Source organism: Neobacillus kokaensis (assembly GCF_014656545.1).
GTDB classification, from domain to species: Bacteria; Bacillota; Bacilli; order Bacillales; family Cytobacillaceae; genus Neobacillus; species Neobacillus kokaensis.
In genome coordinates, this window is the sequence record NZ_BNDS01000005.1 from 87,852 (window position 1) to 106,822 (window position 18,971).

16 protein-coding genes are annotated in these 18,971 nt (G+C 44.4%); 2 read left to right on the top strand and 14 right to left on the bottom strand.

Annotation, left to right across the window (positions count from 1 at the left end; genetic code table 11):
• Positions 1-57: 57 nt before the first annotated feature.
• From IE222_RS07730 to IE222_RS07740, 3 genes are all read right to left on the bottom strand, one after another.
• Positions 58-1,095 (bottom strand): PQQ-dependent sugar dehydrogenase, encoded by a 1,038-nt coding sequence (locus tag IE222_RS07730; RefSeq protein ID WP_191271678.1) that lies wholly within the window; start codon positions 1,093-1,095, stop codon positions 58-60.
• A gap of 141 nt (positions 1,096-1,236) precedes the next feature.
• Complete coding sequence (locus tag IE222_RS07735; RefSeq protein ID WP_191271433.1) at positions 1,237-2,091, bottom strand: Cof-type HAD-IIB family hydrolase; 855 nt, start codon at positions 2,089-2,091, stop codon at positions 1,237-1,239.
• Positions 2,092-2,159: 68 nt separating this feature from the next.
• A complete protein-coding gene (locus IE222_RS07740; RefSeq protein WP_191271434.1) occupies positions 2,160-2,828 on the bottom strand; it encodes a DNA alkylation repair protein in 669 nt (222 codons plus the stop codon).
• Positions 2,829-2,961: 133 nt separating this feature from the next.
• On the opposite strand from IE222_RS07740, the gene IE222_RS07745 reads away from it, so the two are divergent.
• Positions 2,962-3,117, top strand: a complete 156-nt coding sequence (locus tag IE222_RS07745) for a hypothetical protein (protein WP_191271436.1) — start codon at positions 2,962-2,964, stop codon at positions 3,115-3,117.
• 53 nt (positions 3,118-3,170) lie between these two features.
• Here the strand turns inward: IE222_RS07745 and IE222_RS07750 are convergent, their stop codons facing one another.
• Both IE222_RS07750 and ybaK read right to left on the bottom strand, forming a co-directional pair.
• Positions 3,171-4,265 carry a PRK06851 family protein gene (locus IE222_RS07750; RefSeq protein ID WP_191271438.1) on the bottom strand — a complete coding sequence of 365 codons (1,095 nt, stop codon included), beginning with the start codon at positions 4,263-4,265 and terminating at the stop codon, positions 3,171-3,173.
• 153 nt (positions 4,266-4,418) lie between these two features.
• Positions 4,419-4,895, bottom strand: a complete 477-nt coding sequence (ybaK, locus tag IE222_RS07755) for a Cys-tRNA(Pro) deacylase (RefSeq protein WP_191271445.1) — start codon at positions 4,893-4,895, stop codon at positions 4,419-4,421.
• A gap of 487 nt (positions 4,896-5,382) precedes the next feature.
• Between ybaK and IE222_RS07760 the strand changes: the two genes are divergently transcribed.
• Positions 5,383-7,191, top strand: a complete 1,809-nt coding sequence (locus IE222_RS07760) for a TIGR04190 family B12-binding domain/radical SAM domain protein (RefSeq protein WP_191271447.1) — start codon at positions 5,383-5,385, stop codon at positions 7,189-7,191.
• Between the two features lie 1,100 nt (positions 7,192-8,291).
• Here IE222_RS07760 and IE222_RS07765 read toward each other — a convergent pair.
• From IE222_RS07765 to IE222_RS07805, 9 genes are all read right to left on the bottom strand, one after another.
• On the bottom strand, positions 8,292-8,999 hold the full coding sequence (locus IE222_RS07765; protein WP_191271449.1) for an ABC transporter ATP-binding protein: 708 nt from the start codon (positions 8,997-8,999) through the stop codon (positions 8,292-8,294).
• A gap of 1 nt (position 9,000) precedes the next feature.
• The gene (locus IE222_RS07770; protein WP_191271451.1) at positions 9,001-9,780 is read right to left on the bottom strand and encodes an ABC transporter ATP-binding protein; all 780 of its coding nucleotides are present in this window, start codon (positions 9,778-9,780) and stop codon (positions 9,001-9,003) included.
• Positions 9,755-10,729, bottom strand: coding sequence for a branched-chain amino acid ABC transporter permease (locus IE222_RS07775; RefSeq protein WP_191271453.1), 975 nt, complete (start codon positions 10,727-10,729; stop codon positions 9,755-9,757). Before IE222_RS07775 ends, IE222_RS07770 begins: the two co-directional genes overlap by 26 nt.
• A gap of 15 nt (positions 10,730-10,744) precedes the next feature.
• Positions 10,745-11,626, bottom strand: a complete 882-nt coding sequence (locus IE222_RS07780; RefSeq protein ID WP_191271455.1) for a branched-chain amino acid ABC transporter permease — start codon at positions 11,624-11,626, stop codon at positions 10,745-10,747.
• Between the two features lie 100 nt (positions 11,627-11,726).
• A complete protein-coding gene (locus IE222_RS07785; RefSeq protein WP_191271457.1) occupies positions 11,727-12,911 on the bottom strand; it encodes an ABC transporter substrate-binding protein in 1,185 nt (394 codons plus the stop codon).
• A 316-nt stretch (positions 12,912-13,227) separates the two neighbouring features.
• Positions 13,228-14,373: an MFS transporter gene (locus IE222_RS07790; protein WP_191271680.1), complete on the bottom strand. Its 1,146-nt coding sequence runs from the start codon at positions 14,371-14,373 to the stop codon at positions 13,228-13,230.
• Positions 14,374-14,619: 246 nt separating this feature from the next.
• Complete coding sequence (locus IE222_RS07795) at positions 14,620-16,476, bottom strand: ABC transporter ATP-binding protein (RefSeq protein WP_191271459.1); 1,857 nt, start codon at positions 16,474-16,476, stop codon at positions 14,620-14,622.
• Positions 16,445-18,208, bottom strand: coding sequence for an ABC transporter ATP-binding protein (locus IE222_RS07800; RefSeq protein WP_191271461.1), 1,764 nt, complete (start codon positions 18,206-18,208; stop codon positions 16,445-16,447). Before IE222_RS07800 ends, IE222_RS07795 begins: the two co-directional genes overlap by 32 nt.
• A 256-nt stretch (positions 18,209-18,464) precedes the next feature.
• The gene (locus tag IE222_RS07805; protein ID WP_191271682.1) at positions 18,465-18,806 is read right to left on the bottom strand and encodes an ASCH domain-containing protein; all 342 of its coding nucleotides are present in this window, start codon (positions 18,804-18,806) and stop codon (positions 18,465-18,467) included.
• Positions 18,807-18,971 lie beyond the last annotated feature (165 nt).

Consider the following 18,971-nt stretch of genomic DNA (forward strand, 5'->3'; position numbering starts at 1 on the left):
TTTTTTCCACATGCATTTGTCCCATAGGCATACTCTCAAAAAACCTTACTTTACACTTTACAGCCTCACTCGGTATAATTTGTCATCCGTCTCATCCGGAGTCCCACGGCCATCGGTGTTGTTGCTTACAAAATACATATATTCACCATCGATATACACATCGCGGATTCTTCCTAAACCGGTAATCACGGGCTTCATCTGTTTCCGCTCCAAATCAAACTGAAGCACCGCGTTGCCCCTTAACGCCGCGACATACAGCTTGCCGTTATAAGCCGTCATCCCAGAAGGCGCCCACGTTTTATTGCCTGATTGGAAAATCGGCGTTATCATGCCCATTTTTTGAGCTTTCCCTTGGATTACCGGCCAGCCATAATTAGCACGCGGCGTAATCCGATTAATTTCATCATGGGCCGACTGGCCGTGCTCGCTCGAATATAACTTATTTCCAATCCAAACCAGCCCTTGCGGATTACGGTGGCCATAGCTGTAAACATAGGTATTTGGGAAGGGGTTGTCGGCAGGAATCGTTCCGTCTAAATTCATCCGTAAGATTTTTCCATTAATCGACCTTAAATTTTGCGCCAAATCCGGATCGGTCGCATCGCCTGTTGTGATGTACAGCTTGCCATCAGGTCCAATTTTCAGCCTGCCGCCGTGATGGTAGGCAGCACTTGGTATCCGATCAAGAAGAATGGCCGCTTCAGTCCACTCGCTTCCATCAGTCTCCAACACAACAATGCGATTAAACTGTCCATGGTCCTCGTCGCCATATGTATAATAGGCATATGCCTTTTGTGTATTAGGGAATCCCGGGGCCAGGACAAATCCCAGCAGGCCGGCCTCCGCCGCTTGTGCCAGCGGTTTTTTCAAGTGCACCGGCTGCCGTTCCATTTTTCCGTTCGCTATTTTAACAATGCTTCCCGTCCGCTCGCTGATGTAAAAGGTTTGATTCACCCGATCGATGGACCAGGGAACGGATAAGTTTTCCGCAACAACTTCGGCCTCTGGCTGGATAACAACCGCTTCGCTGTTTGGCTCCGACTTTTGCTTTTTTTCAAAAAAGGAACAGCCTGACACAAGCAAAACTGCCATCATTAAAATCGAACCGACTCGTATCGCCAAAAGCGGGACCCCCTTTCTTTATGAAAGACATTTTGACATCAATTTATGAACATTTTGGCCTTCATCTGCCTTATGAAGGACAATCAATCCACGCTCCCTAATGTCTTCATCCAACTACAACACTTCAAAAATCGCCTTGCCCACGCCACTTTCCTCATTAGTGGCCGTTATGACATCGCATAAAGCCTTAATTTCAAAGCTGGCATTGCCCATTGCCACCGCACGGCCGGCCTTTTCCAGCATCGAAATATCATTAAAATTATCGCCAATCGCCATCGTATCGGCTAAATCAATTTCTTTTTCCTTCGTAAAGGCCTCAAGAGCAATTCCCTTCTGTGCTTGTTTATGAGTGATTTCAATATTTTCAACGCCTGACTTAGTAACTTCTAACTCCTCAAAGCCCGCCAATAAGGAGCTTGCTGCCTCCAGTTTTCCATCCTCAAATGAAAAGGCAAGAAATTTATAAATCTTAATATCGTCATCGGCAAATAGCAGCTCATAGTCTTCCACCGTATGGACCAAACCATCGCGAATCCTTGCACCTGCAGCAACGGTAATCTCGTCTCGATCCGCCTCAGGATTAGCACTCATTACGATATCAACGAGAATCGAAACAGCTTTTTCCGCATCAATCGTGTAGGCACCTTGATTGGTATAAACTTCAAAGTAAACATTGCTATCTGCTAGCTTTACCGCAGTCTCGCGTGCTAACTGCTTTGGAATCGGGTTTGCCGAGATGACTTCCCCCTCCTTAGAGCGGACCTCAGCGCCGTTTACACAAATTACCGGGCAGTTCAAGCCTGCCGCATTCAAAACATAGGTTGCTTCCTGGTAAGACCGGCCTGTCGCCACGACCACCTCAACCCCTTGGGATTGAGCTTTTAAAATGGCCTGCTTATTTTCCTCGGTTATTTCCTGCATCGAATTCAATAATGTTCCATCCATATCTGTTGCAATACATTTAATCATGCTGTCTCACCTCTCACAATATTACGGACATTTTACCATTTTTCTCCGAATAGTTCTTGCCCTAAGCCCTATGGTAAATACTTACTGCCTTCTCTAACACTTAAAGAGGCTAACCGATGTACCTCGATAAACGATTTAACCGAGTGAGGATTGGTCTTGGAATATTCCCGCAATACCCAGCCAATCGCCTTTTGGATAAAAAACTCTTTACTTTCGGCATTCAGCATTATGTAGTCATACAGCTTTTCTTCATTTGTCTCTTGTTTATATTTTAATTGAAATAGAATTGCCGTCCGCCGCAGCCACATATTATTATGGGCTGCCCAGCCATCGATGGTCTCTTCTACAACCTCGGGGTACTTTTGGGCGATTTTCCCCACCGGCTTTGCGGCAAGAGCATCTACCGTATCCCACCACGATTTCATCGTAATCAATGTTTCCATCAGTGATAAATCACCTATTTGCAGCTTTTTTAATGATTTTTCAATATACGTTATCGCCACATATTGGTATTCCCTTTGGTCCATCTTCCAAAGATCTAAGACTAGCTCGTGGTTAAATGGTTCTTTTAATATTCCCGTTTCTTGAAAAAATTGTTTTTCAATTTCTCTTCTTTGCGGGGACTTGATTCCAAAGAAAGGGAAGTGGTTTTTCATATAACCTTCCATTTGTGCCGCATTTTCCGGATCTTGGTTCTCTTCAAATTGCTTAGTTAAAAGGGCAATGATAGACGACATTACAATTCACTCCTAATAAATAATAACTCTCTTAGTTAATTCTATAATTTCCCAAAACATCCTCCCTTTAATTGCGAATAAAGGAAATCAAAGTTGCCAAACTATCTATAGCATCAAGGAAAGGAGCATTCACATGACCAAAAAATACAACAAAGGCAGCCAAAACCAAAACGCACCAGAAGCAGGCCACGCTGAAGCAGAATTCGCTACTGAATTCGTAAGCGGCGACAACAGCAAAGGCAACAAACGCAACAAGGGACAGCAAAGCAAAACCAATCCCCATAAATAAAAACGGGTGTCAGGCACCATGTGAAAATTTCACATGGTGCCTGACACCGCTCTCTAAACCCCGGTCATTTCGTTTATTTCTTCTTCAATTTTGTTTTGGATTTCGGTGACGACATTGAAGTCCATGGCGGCAATGTAAATGGCTTCAAGTTCGTCGCGGAGTTGTTTAGCTCCAGCGAGGTATTCTGTCGCTTCTGCCATTTTGTTTTTATATTTTGCAGAAATTTTACTGATGACGTCTGCAAAGAGTTCATCTGTTCCCGCTTCAATCAGAATTTCGTACATATCGATGATCTCGTCGCCGTCACGACTTGGAAAATATTCGTGCGGGGCGGTGCTGTCAAAGATTGCAATCCCCAATTCCCTAAAAATCAACATATCCAAGCTGTTTGGGTCAAAGCCGCAGTGGTAAATTTCCACATCGACTCCGCGGGCTTCAGCCGCCGTCGCTAGTTTCTTTAACATCGTTGACTTTCCGGAACCCGGGCGACCTTTAATAAAATATCGCTTTGGAATATCCTCCGTTAAATTTGGTACAAAGTCCACTGCACCAATCGGGGTAGCAGCCCCTAGAAAGCGATGGCGGACATCAGAGCTTTTATTAAGCTTCATTTTTCCAAAAAATGATTCGATTAATTTGTTGGTCAATTGGTCTGCCTTTTGAAAATCCATACTGTTAATATAAATTTTTTCCCAATCATCATGAATTTCCAACGCCTCTCTAAATGTGGCATAAGCCTTCTCGAAGGCTTCTGAAACCCGTAAAGTAAGCCTTTCAATGTCAGCTTTTTTAGCCGCAAGAGCTTTGGCATCCCAAGCTTCCCCTAAATTAATGTATTCCTCAACCGCTCCCGGTGCCTTCGGTTCAATCACGTGAGGCGCAGTACCGTCAACGATTCCCGCTTTCAACGCAGGGATTATCACACCATCAATGGATTTATTATCGGAAGAGCAATGTAAATATTCGATATCATAGCCTTTTTCAACCCATTTTTGGCCGACCTTTTTCATTAATGACGATTTTCCCGTTCCCGGTCCGCCTTTTAAAATAAATAACCGGTTTAGCCCCTGAAGGTTCGAATCGAACAGATTGTGGAAGCCCTTAGCTGTGTTACCGCCAGCAAAATAATTTTTGACTTTTCCTGCCATTTATCGACACTCCCTTTTTACAAGTCAACTGCGCCCTGTTGCCATTTTGGCCTGCGAGTTTTTATGATATGACGTTGCTGATTCATTGTCACCCATATCTTATGCAGTCGATTTTTTATAGGTGAGTGCCTATGGAATTTTTATTAGAAAAACTTACTTCGTAACCGCCGTAATGTCGGCCGCCGTTACCTCCTTTAATTGCCCAGGTGATATGACGATTTGCATGCCGATTTTCCCGGCGCTGACGACCATCAATTGGAGCGCCAGGCAGCTTTCGTCGATAAACGTCTGATAATGCTTTTTCATCCCGACTGGCGAACAGCCGCCGCGAATATAGCCGGTCCATTTTTGAATGTCCTTCACCGGAACCATTTCCATATTCTTCTCCCCAGCGGCTTTGGCTGCTTTTTTCATATCCAGCTCCCCCTCCACCGGAATGACAAACACATAGACATTTTTGCTTGCTCCTTGCGCCACGAGCGTTTTAAAAACTTCTTTTGGCTCCCTGCCGATTTTTTCAGCAACGGATACCCCGTCAATTTTTCCATCTTTATTATCGTATGTAAGGATTTCATAAGGGATTTTGTGTGTATCCAAAATCCGCATTGCATTTGTTTTTGTTTGTGCCATTTTGATTCATCCTTTTTATTGTCTACTTTAGCTTTAGTATAGCAGTTTTTGGCAAAAGCCTTCTAATTTTTAAAACCCATTTTCATGTCCCTTATTAAATAACATATCTCTTTTATAGAAAATGTATAATCAGCCAAAACAGCTGAAAAATAGCCAAACCTCTTAGAAAAATAGCCAAAACCACTTGAAAAGCAGCCAAAACCTTTGGACAAGTGGAAAACTTCCAACACCTATTAAAAAAGAAGATCCAAGTCCCTTGGCAAAGGGAAATCCGGTTTGTATCAATAATTCTCGACTACTACTTTTGACTTAACAAAATCAACCAAAATTTGTCACTCTTTTGTCACTATCAAAACCCATTCGTATAGTAAACTAGAAGCAGCATAAATTCCCAACTTATGACCTTCACCAAAATAATTACCTTCTAAAAACTCTCTATTCAGTTGTGAAATCAAATCACAAATCTGCAAAACTCGAGGTGTTTACGATGAAATACGATTTAGTGCTGCTGCATGCGCCAAGTGTGTATGATTTCCGAAAAAATCCCCTGCTGGCCGGGCCGATCAGCGATGTCGTGCCGTCATCGCCGGTATTTGAAATGTACCCGATTGGACTCACAAGCATTGCCGATTACTTGGAACGGTACGGGCTGCGGGTGAAAATTATCAACATCGCCAACCGGATGCTGATGAACCCGAATTTTGATGTTGAAAACAAACTCAAAAGCATCAAGACCCGCGCATTTGGGATTGACCTCCACTGGCTGCCGCACGCCCATGGCAGCATTGAGCTGGCCAAAATCGTAAAGCTGCTCCATCCGCATACCCCCATTATTTTTGGCGGCTTGTCAGCCACCTACTATCACAAAGAATTAATTGATTACCCATTTATTGATTTTGTCATGCGAGGCGATTCGACGGAAAAGCTGATGCTGCTTCTGATGAATAAATTGGAAATGGGCAGCACCTATTATGCCGATATTCCAAATTTAACCTGGAGGAAAGGGCCCGAGGTCGGTTATAATCCATTGACCTATGTGCCGAAGGATTTAGATGACATCGATGTTCCGGGCTACCGCTATACAATTCGCTCGGTATTTAAATATAAGAATTTTCTTGATCCGCTGCCATATAACGGCTGGCTGCAATATCCTAACACAGCACTGTTGACCGCACGCGGCTGCACCCAAAATTGCCTGATTTGCGGCGGTTCGCGGGAGGCTTATGAGCAAATCTGCAAACGCCATTCATTGGCATTAAGGTCGCCGGCAAAGCTAGTGGATGATATTCAATTTATTTCCCGCTTCAGCCGGGCGCCGATTTTTATCCTCCATGACCTAAGGCAGGGCAGGCGCGAGTATGTCGACGAATTTCTCCAGCGTCTGAAAAAATTACATTTGAAAAATGAAATCGTCTTTGAGCTGTTTCAATATGCAGATGAGACTTATTTCAAACAAATCGAAGAGAGTGTGCCAAATTACAGCATCGAAATCACGCTGGAGACACATGACGAGAAAATCCGTGAATATAACGGGAAATTCAGCTGTACGAACGCTAAGGTCTTTGAAACCTTGAATTCCGCTTTAAAGCATAGCTGTAAAAAAATCGACCTGTTCTTTATGGTCGGAATTCCGGGGCAGACACCGCAAAGTGCCGTTGAAAATATTGATTTCTGTGAAACGATTCATCTCGCCTGTAATAAGGATCCACGAATCTATTATTTTGTGGCACCACTTGCACCATTTCTTGACCCAGCGAGTCCTGCTTTTGAGCATCCGGATATCTATGGCTACAAAAAGCTGTGCCATACGCTTGAGGACCACCGCAAGGCGATTGCCCAGCCATCATGGAAGCACATGCTGAGTTATGAAACAAAGGATATGACCCGCAATGACATCGTCAACTCTACCTATGAGTCAGCGGAAAGGCTCAACGAGTTTAAACTAACATATGGTCTTATTGATCATGATAGCTATGAAGATATTAAATGGAAGATTGAAAAGTCGAAAGAGTATATTAGAGAAATTGATCGGATTCTTGCGCTTCCGGAGGCTGAGCAGGCTGGGGCCCTTGCAGAGCTGCGCAACGAAATTGAGCAGCTAAACAGCTACAGCATTTGCGGTCAAAATGAATTGAAGTGGGAGGTGCAAAAAAACTATGCCAACTTCTTCTCGCTGGCGCTGGTTGGATTGGAGCAGCTGTATCAGGACTATGCCAATAAAATTAAGTACCTGCTGCAGCCAAAACAGCGGCTGCAATTTACATTAGATCCGGAACAGGCAAAGGGAAAATCATAATAGAGTTAGGTATCGGAGCGGTGCGGGTTCCGGTACTTTTTTATGGCAAATTAATTATATAGACTGCTTCTACGCGACTTTAATTTTTGCTTTTTTCTTAATTGGGGCACATAGAACCCTTCTACGTTACCTTAGGCCCTTATTTTGGGTTTGATCGGGCACATGACACCCTTTACGTTACCTCTGCTCCTTATTTTTCGCTTGGTCAGGCACGTAGACTCCTTCTACGTTACCACAAACTCTTATTTTTTAGCTGGTCGGGCACGTAGAACCATTCTCATTGACCAAAATAGTAAGTTTTCCCACGTTTTGGGCAAGCAACCACCCTCCATTGACCAAAATTTAGAGTTTCCCTGCTTTTCGGGCAATGCAACCCCTTCCCATTGACCAAAATAGTAAGTTTCCCCACGTTTTGGGCAATGCAACCCCTTCCCTTTGACCAAAATAGTAAGTTTTCCCACGTTTTGGGCAATGCAACCACCCTCCATTGACCAAAATTTAGAGTTTCCCCACGTTTTGGGCAATGCAACCACCCTCCATTGACCAAAATTTAGAGTTTCCCTGCTTTTCGGGCAATGCAACCACCCTCCATTGACCAAAGTTTAGAGTTTCCCTGCTTTTCGGGCAATGCACCCCCTTCCCATTGACCAAAATAGTAAGTTTCCCCACGTTTCGGGCAATGCAACCAACTTCCTTTGACCAAAATTTAAAGTTCCCCTGCTTTTCGGGCAATGCAACCCCTTCCCATTGGCCAAAATAGAAAGTTTTCCCACGTTTTGGGCAATGCAACCACCCTCCATTGACCGAAATGGAAAGTTTTCCCGCATTTTAGGTAATGCACGCCACCTCCATTTCCCCACCAATAGCCCACACTAACTTAAATTCCAAATTATACCAACATTTGTATAATTAACCCGAAAATTTGTAGAATTACCCCTGACTTTTGTAAAATTACTCCCGTTTTATGTAAAATTCCACCCGAACCCCGTAAAATCGCACCCCTTTTTCGTAAAATCCCGCCAGCCCCAGCCCACGCACCGAGCACCCAAGCCCGAGCACCCCTAATAATAAAACCACAAAGAAAAGACGGGCATCTCCATTCAATGCCCGCCCAAATATGCCTTCCTGATTTGATCACTTTGTCCAAGTTCCTCTGCCGTACCGGAAGCAACAATTTTTCCCGTCTCAATGACATATGCACGGTTGGCAATCGACAATGCCATATTTGCATTCTGCTCAACTAACAGAATTGTAGTTCCTGTTTGATTAATCTCCTCAATAATCCTAAAAATCGTTTTTACCAATAACGGGGCTAACCCCATTGAAGGCTCATCCAACAGCAGCAGCCGCGGCCGGGCCATCAACGCTCTTCCCATCGCCAGCATTTGCTGCTCACCGCCTGATAATGTACCAGAAAGCTGCTTGCGGCGTTCCAGAAGGCGGGGGAACAGCCCATATATCTTCTCAAAATCTTCACGGATTCCCTTTTTATCCTTCCGTAAAAAGGCACCTAATTCCAGGTTTTCCTCCACCGACATATTGGCGAACACGCGGCGTCCTTCAGGAACATGGGAAATTCCCCGTTTCACAATCAACTGCGGCACCTTGCCAGCCACATATTCATCTTCAAATAAAATTTCCCCGGTCTTCGGCTTCAAAAGCCCCGAAATCGTCTTCAACAGCGTACTTTTCCCGGCACCGTTCGCCCCGATCAAAGTTACAATTTCGCCCGGATTGATGTTCAGGGAAACACCCTTTAAGGCATGGATATTACCATAATAAACATTGATATCATTGATTTTCAACATGCTATGAGACCTCCTCGCCAAGATACGCTTCGATGACTTTTGGGTTGTTTCGGATTTCCTCCGGAGTACCATCTGCAATCAACTGCCCGTGGTCAAGAACATAGATCCGCTCACATACACCCATGACGAGGTTCATGTCATGTTCGATTAACAGAATCGTTAAATCAAACCGTTCGCGAATTAACGCGATTAGATTCATCAGTTCGTCCGTTTCCTGAGGGTTCATCCCCGCTGCCGGTTCGTCTAACAGCAGCAATTTAGGATTTGCCGCTAATGCCCGGGCAATTTCCAGCCGGCGCTGTTGTCCATAAGGAAGGTTCTTGGCCTGCTCGTACAGGACATTATCGAGCTTAAAGATTTTTAAAAACTCAATCGCCTTTTCTTCCATTTCACGCTCACCGGCAAAGTGAGAAGGGAGGCGGAAAATCGAGCTGATAATCGAATGCTTGGCAAGCGAGTGATAAGCAATTTTTACATTATCCAAAACGGTCAGGTCGCTGAACAAGCGTATGTTTTGGAACGTCCGGCTGATGCCCTTTTTGGTAATTTTATAGGGGGCAAAGCCATTTAATTTTTCTCCATCGAGGGAGATGCTTCCTTCTGTCGGCACATATACCCCCGTTAACAGGTTAAAAAACGTCGTCTTCCCGGCACCGTTTGGACCGATTAAGCCGACTAATTCTCCTTTTTGGAGCTCAAGATTGACCTCGGAAACAGCCTTCAGCCCGCCAAATCGGATTCCCGCCTTGTCTACTTTAAGCAGTGGTGTGTTTGCCGTCATCATGAGAACCTCCTTTAGCAGACTTGCCCATTTTTAAGAATGCCGTAATTTCTTTTGTCCCCATCAATCCTTGCGGACGGAACAGCATCATCACAACGAGTACAAGGCTGTAAATGACCATCCTAAGTTCAGGATAATTGGAGAGGTAAGTTGAAATAATCGTCAGCAAAATTGCCGCAAACACGGACCCTGACATACTGCCTAAACCGCCGATTACGACCAAAATTAAAATATCAAATGATTTCAAAAAGCCAAAGTTACCCGGCTGAATGATGTAAAAGTTATGAGCGTGCAGGGCGCCAGCCACGCCGGCAAAAAAAGCACCGATTACAAACGCCATAACCTTATAATACGTCGTGTTAATCCCCATCGCATCAGCAGCAATTTCGTTCTCACGAATCGACAAGCAGGCGCGCCCATGAGTGGAATTAGTGAAATTGACAATCACGATAATTGTCATTAACACGCAGGCGATCACCCATGGCCAGGTAGTCAGGTGGGTTACGGTCATCCCGCTCGCTCCGCCGACATAATCAATATTTAAAAATACGATTCTCATAATCTCGCCAAAACCAAGCGTCGCGATCGCTAAATAGTCGCCTCGCAAGCGCAGCGTTGGAATCCCGATAACTAAACCAGCAACCGCAGCGGCCATACCAGCAGCAAGGATGGCAACTGGAAATGGCAAGGCTAATTTCATCGTGACGATGGCTGACATGTAGGCGCCGACGGCCAAGAAACCGGCATGTCCAATCGAGAACTGCCCGGTAATCCCGATAATTAAGTGCAAGCTTACTGCCAGAATAATATTAATCCCGATGGAAAAAAGTGTGTTGACGTAAAAGGGGTTTAACGTTCCCCCGGAAATAAGAAACTGCATGACGATTGAAAAAATAACGGCTAAAACGATTGAGAGCCAAAATCCTTTTGCATGTTTACTAGATTTCATCGCTTAAGCCACCCCCTAGACCTTTTCTCTGACATTCTTACCAAATAATCCGGCAGGACGGAAAATCAGGATAAGGATTAAAACAACAAATGCCACACCATCGCGCCATAGGGAGAAACCCGCCGCACTGACCAGCGCCTCGATGACGCCCAGCAATAATCCGCCGGCCATTGCTCCAGGAAGGATGCCGATTCCACCTAAAACGGCAGCAACAAAGGCCTTTAGTCCTGGGATGATCCCCATCAATGGTTCAATTTTTGTATAATACATCCCGAAAACCACACCTGCAGCACCAGCAAGCGCCGAGCCAATGGCAAACGTTGCGGAAATCGTATTGTTTACATTAATACCCATTAATTTAGCGGCATCCTGGTCATGAGAAACAGCACGCATCGCTTTACCAATTTTTGTTTTATGAACGATAAATTGCAGTAAAATCATTAAAAAAATGGAAACGGCTAAAATCAATAATGACTGGCCGCTGATTTTCACACCAAGGATTTCAATGCTCTTTAGCGGCACAATCCCATTAGGATAAGCTTCCGGCTGAGCACCACGGATATAGATGGTGCCGTACTCAATAAATAATGAAACCCCAATGGCCGTAATTAAAGCGGCAATCCTCGTGGCATTCCTTAGTGGTTTGTAGGCGATCCGTTCAATCAACACACCAAATATGGCACAGGCTGCCATCGAAATGAGCAGAGCAGGGAAAAATCCTAAATGAAAAACAGTAATGGAATAAAAACCGATAAATGCACCGACCATGAAGACATCCCCATGGGCGAAGTTAATTAATTTTACTATGCCGTAAACCATTGTGTACCCGAGGGCAATCAATGCGTAAATACTTCCTAAGGAAATACCGTTGACCAGCTGCTGTATTAATTGCTCCATGAAAGCACTCCCTCCATTGGAGATAGGAATAAACTCCCAATCTCTAAAAATTGGAATAGGGAACATGAACATGCTCCCTATTCATTTAAAATTATAAAATTTATGGATTAACCTTTGTTTTAAATGATTGTTCGCCATTTTTGTATTCCAAAATAACAGCAGATTTAATTGGATTGTGCTTATCATCAAGCTTCATTTTTCCAGTTACAAGCTCTAAACCGTCAGTTTCAGCCAGGGCCTTCTGGATTTTTTCAGTATCCGTGCTGCCAGCGCGTTTGATAGCGTCAGCAATAAAGTAAGCAGAGTCATAGCCTAAAGCGTTGAACGCATCTGGAGATTTGTCTTTGTACTTTGCTTTAAATGCTTTTACAAACTCCTGAACCTTTGGATCATTGTCGCCAGAAGAATAGTGGTTTGTGATAAACGTATTGTTCAAAGCGTCCTTGCCGGCAAGTTCAATCAGCTTCGGAGAATCCCAGCCGTCAGCCCCCATCATTGGAGCGGCAATACCAAGCTCGCGGGCTTGCTTTACGATTAGACCAACCTCTTCATAGTATCCTGGGATAAAAATGAAGTCTGGATTTTTCCCTTTAATATTTGTTAATTGGGCGTTGAAGTCTGTATCCTTTGCTACATAGGCCTCTTCCTTCACGATTTTGCCGCCTTCCTTCGTGAACAATTCTTTAAAGGAAGCCGCTAACCCTTTGGAATAATCACTGGCGCTGTCAATAAAGATGGCAGCTGTTTTAGCCTTTAATTCCTTTGCTGCAAAGTTCGCAGCTACTGTCCCTTGGAATGGGTCAATGAAGCAGGTACGGAAGACATAATCATTCAATTTTCCATCTTTAAAAGTTACGTCATCTGCTGTACCTGTCGGCGTTAAAATAGGCACCTTATTGCTTTGAGCAATTTCGATTTGTGCCTTTGTATTTCCGCTTGTTGCCGCCCCGATAATCGCTACAACCTTATCCTGGCTGATCAGCTTGGTGGCACCGTTAATCGCTTCAGGCGCATCTGACTTATTATCAAATGGAACCAGCTTTAACTTCTTGCCGTCGATTCCTTCTTTGTTGATTTCCTCGAGCGCTAAATCAATACCTTCTTTAATGGATTGGCCGTAAGACGCAACTCCGCCGGACAATTCAAGGTTTGCACCGATTAAAATGTCGCCGCCTTTATCTCCATCCTTGTCGCCGCCCCCGCTGGTACTAGAGTTACAGCCTGCCATTACCCCTGCTGCCAGCATCAATGATGCAAAAATACCCGCTACTTTTTTCTTTCTCATAGCATTACCCCCTGATTTTAATAATTTTCCCAACATGGAAGTCTAAGTCTTGCCAAAAAAGATAATATTCTGAAAACATTGTACATAATATTCAGTTGTTCGTCTAGTACTAAGATGTGTTATTTTGAAATAATTTTGAAAATAATGAATCTTGTGTGTCAATCCTGTTTTTATACGCTTTATCACTTTAAAGTCAGTAAGGATTACTTTTTTATTTTTAAAAAAGTTGCTTGATAAATATTTTGTCTAAATATGAATCTTCTTACGAGGCATAAAACAAGAGACCTCCATAAAAGGAGATCCCTGCCAATAAATATTATACTAACTCTTTTTGCTTCGTTTCTTTTCCCAAAATAAATACGGCTAATGCTCCGACTAAGACTGATATACAGAAAATAGTAAAAATCATTGAAACAGAGATATTTCGGGCTACGAAATACCCTACTAGTAATGGACCAAGCACGCCGCCAATCCGTCCTACTGCCGCGGCCATTCCCGAGCCGGTTCCACGGATGATCGTAGGGTACTGTTCGGGGGTATAGGCATATAGGCCGCCCCAGGCACCGAGGTTAAAAAATGATAAGAGAATTCCTGATGTCAATAGCAAGACCGTTGAATCAGCTGTCCCAAAGAAATAGGCACTGACTGCCGTTCCGATCAGATAGACAACCAATACAAATTTACGGCCAAACCGCTCAATACACCATGCTGCAGTAAAATAACCCGGAAGCTGCGCTAACGTCATAATTAATACATATTCAAAGCTTTTGATTAAACTAAAGCCTTTCATTACCATCACACTAGGGAGCCAGAGGAACATCCCATAATAGGAGAAAACGACACAGAACCACACGATCCAAAGCATTGTCGTTTGCCGTGCATAGTCCTTTGCCCATATCTTTGTAAGGTTTTCAACCACGGAAACCTTCTCTTTCTTTTGGACCGCTGTAAACTGCGGTGAATCCGGCAGCCCAACCCGTAAATATAATACATAAAGTGCAGGCAGAGCACTGATAATCAAAGCTGTCTGCCAGCCATATGCAGGGATGACAAAATAAGATATTAAAGCCGCAATCAGCCAGCCGACGGCCCAAAAGCTTTCAAGAAGCACGACCGTACTGCCGCGCTTTTCAACCGGAACACTTTCTGAGACAAGCGTAGAAGCGACCGGAAGCTCTCCTCCTAAGCCAGCGCCTATAATAAATCTTAAAATTAAAAAGATGGCTAAACTGCTTGTAAACGCTGAGGCGCCACTTGCAAGTGAAAAGAGTAACAAAGTAATCATAAAAACATTCTTCCGGCCAATTTTATCGGCCATTAACCCAAAGACAAGCGCCCCAACAGCCATACCGATGGAATTCACACTGCCGATCCAGCCCATTTGTCCAGGCGTTAAATTCCATTCTACGTGTAATGCCGCAATTATAAAGCTTAAGATCCCGACATCCATAGCGTCGAACATCCAAGCCGTTCCTGCAATACCAAGCAGCTTGCGGCTCGAGACTTCTTTCCTTTGACCAGCCGCTCCGTATAAACGTCCGCCGGTAATCCCCTTTGTATTGTCCACTTGCTTAAACCCCCTATATTGAACAAGTTAGTACCATTATTCCCTATTTTTTTTGGAAAAATAGTCAATCTTATTTACACAAGTATTTTAACAAGTGTCTTTACAGTTGTCACTAAAAAAGTAGGAGAGAATGATTCTCTCCTATTCAGACGCGTCTTCTATATTTTTAAACTGATTAAAAAACATCTGATAATATCTGCCTTGCTGCTTCATTAATTCATCATGGCTGCCTTTTTCAATAATTTGCCCTTGGTCAATCACCATGATTATGTCGGCATCGCGAATCGTGTTAAGACGGTGGGCAATGATGAAGCTTGTTCGGTTCTCCATTAAAGAAAGCAGCGCCTGCTGAATGTGAAGCTCTGTCCGGGTATCAATGCTGCTTGTTGCCTCATCCAAAATCAACACCGCCGGCTTAGCCAGCATTACTCTGGCAATGGCCAACAGCTGGCGTTCACCCTGACTGAGGTTGCCGCCATTTTCTGAAAGCACCGTGTCATACCGTTGCGGGAGACGATTAATAAAGCCGGCGGCACCAGCCATCTTCGCCGCAAGATCGACTTCCTCATCTGTCGCATCAGGCTTCCCGTACTTAATATTTTCTTTTATCGTCCCGGAAAATAAATAGGTATCCTGAAGCACAAACCCAAAGGAACGCCTTAACGAGTCTCTTGTATAGTCACGAATATCGCGTCCATCGAGTAAAATTCGCCCGCTCGTCACATCATAAAATCTTGTTAACAGATTGACGACCGTTGTTTTCCCCGCGCCAGTCGGGCCAACAAGGGCAATGCTCGTGCCAACACCCGCTTCAAAGCTGACATTTTTCAAAATCGGCACATCAGGACGGTAGCCGAAGCTGACATGATCAAATACGACATGGCCCTTTGGCTGCTCTAATGGAACAGCTTCCTTCTTATCAGCCGTTTCCTCCTCTTCGTCCATTGTTTCAAACACCCGCTCCGCGCCGGCAACCCCCGACTGAAGGATGTTAAAAATATTGGCGAGGTCATTGAGAGGGCGGACAAATTGCCGTGAATAGGTAATAAAGCTGGCAATCGCGCCAACTGTGATATGACCTTTTACCGCCAGGATACCGCCGACAATTGCCACGATGGCAAAGCCCAGATTGTTGATGACGTTCATAATCGGCATCAGGAACCCAGACCAAATTTGCGCCTTAAGGCCGACCTCACGCAGCCTTGTATTGACTTGATCAAATTCCTCAATCACCTTATCCTCATGGTTAAAGGCTTTCACCACTTCAATCCCAGAAATGGTTTCTTCGATATGACCATTTAATGTCCCCAATTCGATTTGCTGCTTTTTAAACAGCACTCTAGTTCGTTTCGCAATTGTCCGCGTCAGCAAAAACACGAGTGGAATCGTCACCATGCTGGCTAACGTTAAAACCGGACTTAAGACCATCATCATGATAAACGACCCGGTAAGGATGACAACACCTGACATTAACTGGGTTGTTGATTGCGAAATCGTATTGCTGATATTGTCGACATCATTGGATAGTCTGCTCATCAGTTCCCCGTGTGTCCGTGAGTCGAAAAAGGCAACCGGAAGCTTTTGCAGTTTTTTAAATAGGGCATCCCTTAGATTCTTTACAATCCTGCCGGCCACACCTGCCATCAGCCAGCCCTGCAGCCATGTCAGCACAGCATCGGCGATATAAGCAGCTGCTAAAACTAAAATCATTACTTCTAAAAAATCAAAATCAACCTTGCCATGATTCAAACTCATCGCATCGATTGCTTTACCGATAAGGAAGGGATTAAGCAGCATTAACACTGAATCTACCAAAATAAAGATGAAGATGAGCGTAAGCATGTTTCTTTCTTTTCCGATGTAATCCCATAACCGCCTAAGGGTTCCTGCGAAATTCTTCGGCTTCACAACCGGCCCGCCTCGGGAGTGGGCCCCGCCTGGTCTCAAGGGAGGCGGGGTTACTGGATTATTCCGCTCTTGTGCTGCTGTCTTCGCCATTAAGGGCCACCTCCTTGCCGATTTGTGAGCGATAAATCTCTTGATACACCTGACAATCCTTGATTAATTCCTGATGTGTCCCGACACCGGCAACCATCCCATGGTCGAGCACGACAATCTTATCAGAATCCATGATAGATGTAATTCGCTGCGCAATTAAGATGCACGTCAAGCCCTGGGCATATTTTTTCAAGCCTTCTTTAATTTTCGCCTCGGTCGTCACATCAACGGCACTCGTGCTGTCATCAAGGATGAGGATTTCCGGCTTTTTCACCAACGCCCTGGCAATCGAAAGGCGCTGCTTCTGCCCCCCGGAAAAATTAACCCCGCGTTGGCCAATCAACGTTTTATAGCCTTCGGGGGATGCGGCGATAAAATCATGTGCTCCGGCAATCCTCGCTGCTTCAATAATTTCCTCTTGCGTAGCCTCCTCCTTGCCCCAGCGTATATTGTCCGCTACACTGCCAGTAAATAAAATATTCTTTTGCGGCACGAAGGCGATTTTGTCGCGGAGTGCTTTCGGACTTACGGTTTTGACATCTTCACCGTTGACCTTCACAGTCCCTTGGACGGCGTCATAGAAGCGGGGGATCAGTCCGACGAGAGTGCTTTTTCCTGATCCGGTTGAGCCGATGATGCCGACGGTTTCTCCTGGAAAAATCGTTAAGTTAATCTGCTTTAACACCGGCTCAAGTCCGGTATCTTCATAGGAGAAGGAGACATTTTCAAAATCAATTCTGCCTTTTTGATTGCTGTTTTGTTGGAGAACTTCCTTGGACCATGTCTGCTTACTTTCCTGGGAAAAGACTTCACCAATTCGGCCGGCTGAGGCCTTGGCCCGGACGAACATATTAAACACCATTGAAATCATCATCAGTGAAAAGAGAATTTGCGTCATGTAGTTTATAAAGGCAATAATGTGCCCGACTTGGATTTCGCCTGATTCCACGCCAAGGCCGCCTAGCCAAATGACGATAACAATCCCAAGATTAACCATCAGCATAATAGCTGGACTGAACACTGACATCAAACGGCTGGCTGAAATCGAGCGGTCCTTAAACTGATCATTCACTTTGGTAAACTTGTTAATCTCCACGTCAAAGCGGTTGAACGCCTTGACGACGCGCACACCTGACAGGTATTCCCTCATGATACTGTTGACCCCATCAAGGGCCTTTTGCACTTTAGCGAAACGAGGGAAACCTAGTTTTAGATTGATAATAATCAGTATCGCCACAAGCGGTACGACAACGGCTAGGACGACAGCAAGGTGGAGGTTTAGCCTCGTTGCCATAATCAGTCCGCCTATTGCCAGCAGCGGTGCTTTTACGAAGATACGCATCAAACCGTTGACGAAAATTTGCACCTGGGTGACGTCATTTGTCAGCCTTGTGATCAGTGACGCGCGGTCAAATTGATCAAGATTTTTAAAGGCTAGGTTTTGAACTTTTTTAAACAAATCAGACCTCAGTTCAGTACCAAATTTTTGCGAGACAATGCTGGCCAGAATGCTTCTAGACGTAGCGGCGACGGCACCGCATGCGGTAACGAGCAGCATCACGCTGCCCATCTTTAAGACGTAGTCGATGTCTTTGTTTACCACACCTTCGTCAATAATTTTGGCGATGATCGTCGGCTGCAGCAGATCACAAATCGCTTCAAACGTAAGAAACACCACCGCCGCCCCGAAAGACAGCCAATATTTTTTGATGTATTTTGTTAAAAAATTCATAGGGTATGCTCCTTGAACGTTGATAAAGCTATTATAATTTTGTTTCCTAAAAATAGACAAATGATTGAGCTTTTGGGGATAAAATCTAGGGGAAAGTGGATATTGGTGGATAGCTGGCTTATTGAGCAGATGGCTATTCTATTAGTATAAATCGCCCTCCAATCAGCGCGAATGCCTCTTCTATTAGCGTTTATCGCTCTCCAATTAACGGTGTCCAAACAAAAAAACGGTCCACAACAATTGTGGACCGCGCTACTTATTTTACTTCGCTAAACTCATGCACCCAAACTCGCATTTGCGGCAGCCATGGCATACCAGGGTGGATCGAAAGAATGGATTGTTTATATTCCTCAACCGTTGCAAAGCCCTCGCGGCGTGCGTCATCATCTGTCAACTCGCCTAAGCTTTGTGAATACACTTTATCAACCACAAACTGACGGCCTTCAAGCGTCATGATTTCACCAGGGTCAGCGTAGCGGCCATTGCGGCGGGTAGCTGTTTTTTCCCCGGCAAGCACCTTTTTAACATCCTCTTCTAATGTTACCATCCGTTCAATCGTACAAGTTTTTGGCGGCAACGTATTATTATCATGCTGCATCATTAACAATTCCTCCTTTTACCAATTCAAATTCCTATTTTAACACTATTGCTATTGTAATAAAAGTTCCCCCTAAATAGCAAAGATGACATCTTTTTTAGGCAATTAGTTATTCTAAATATTCCGATTATAATATCCGCCACTCTTCATATACTTGATACTAAA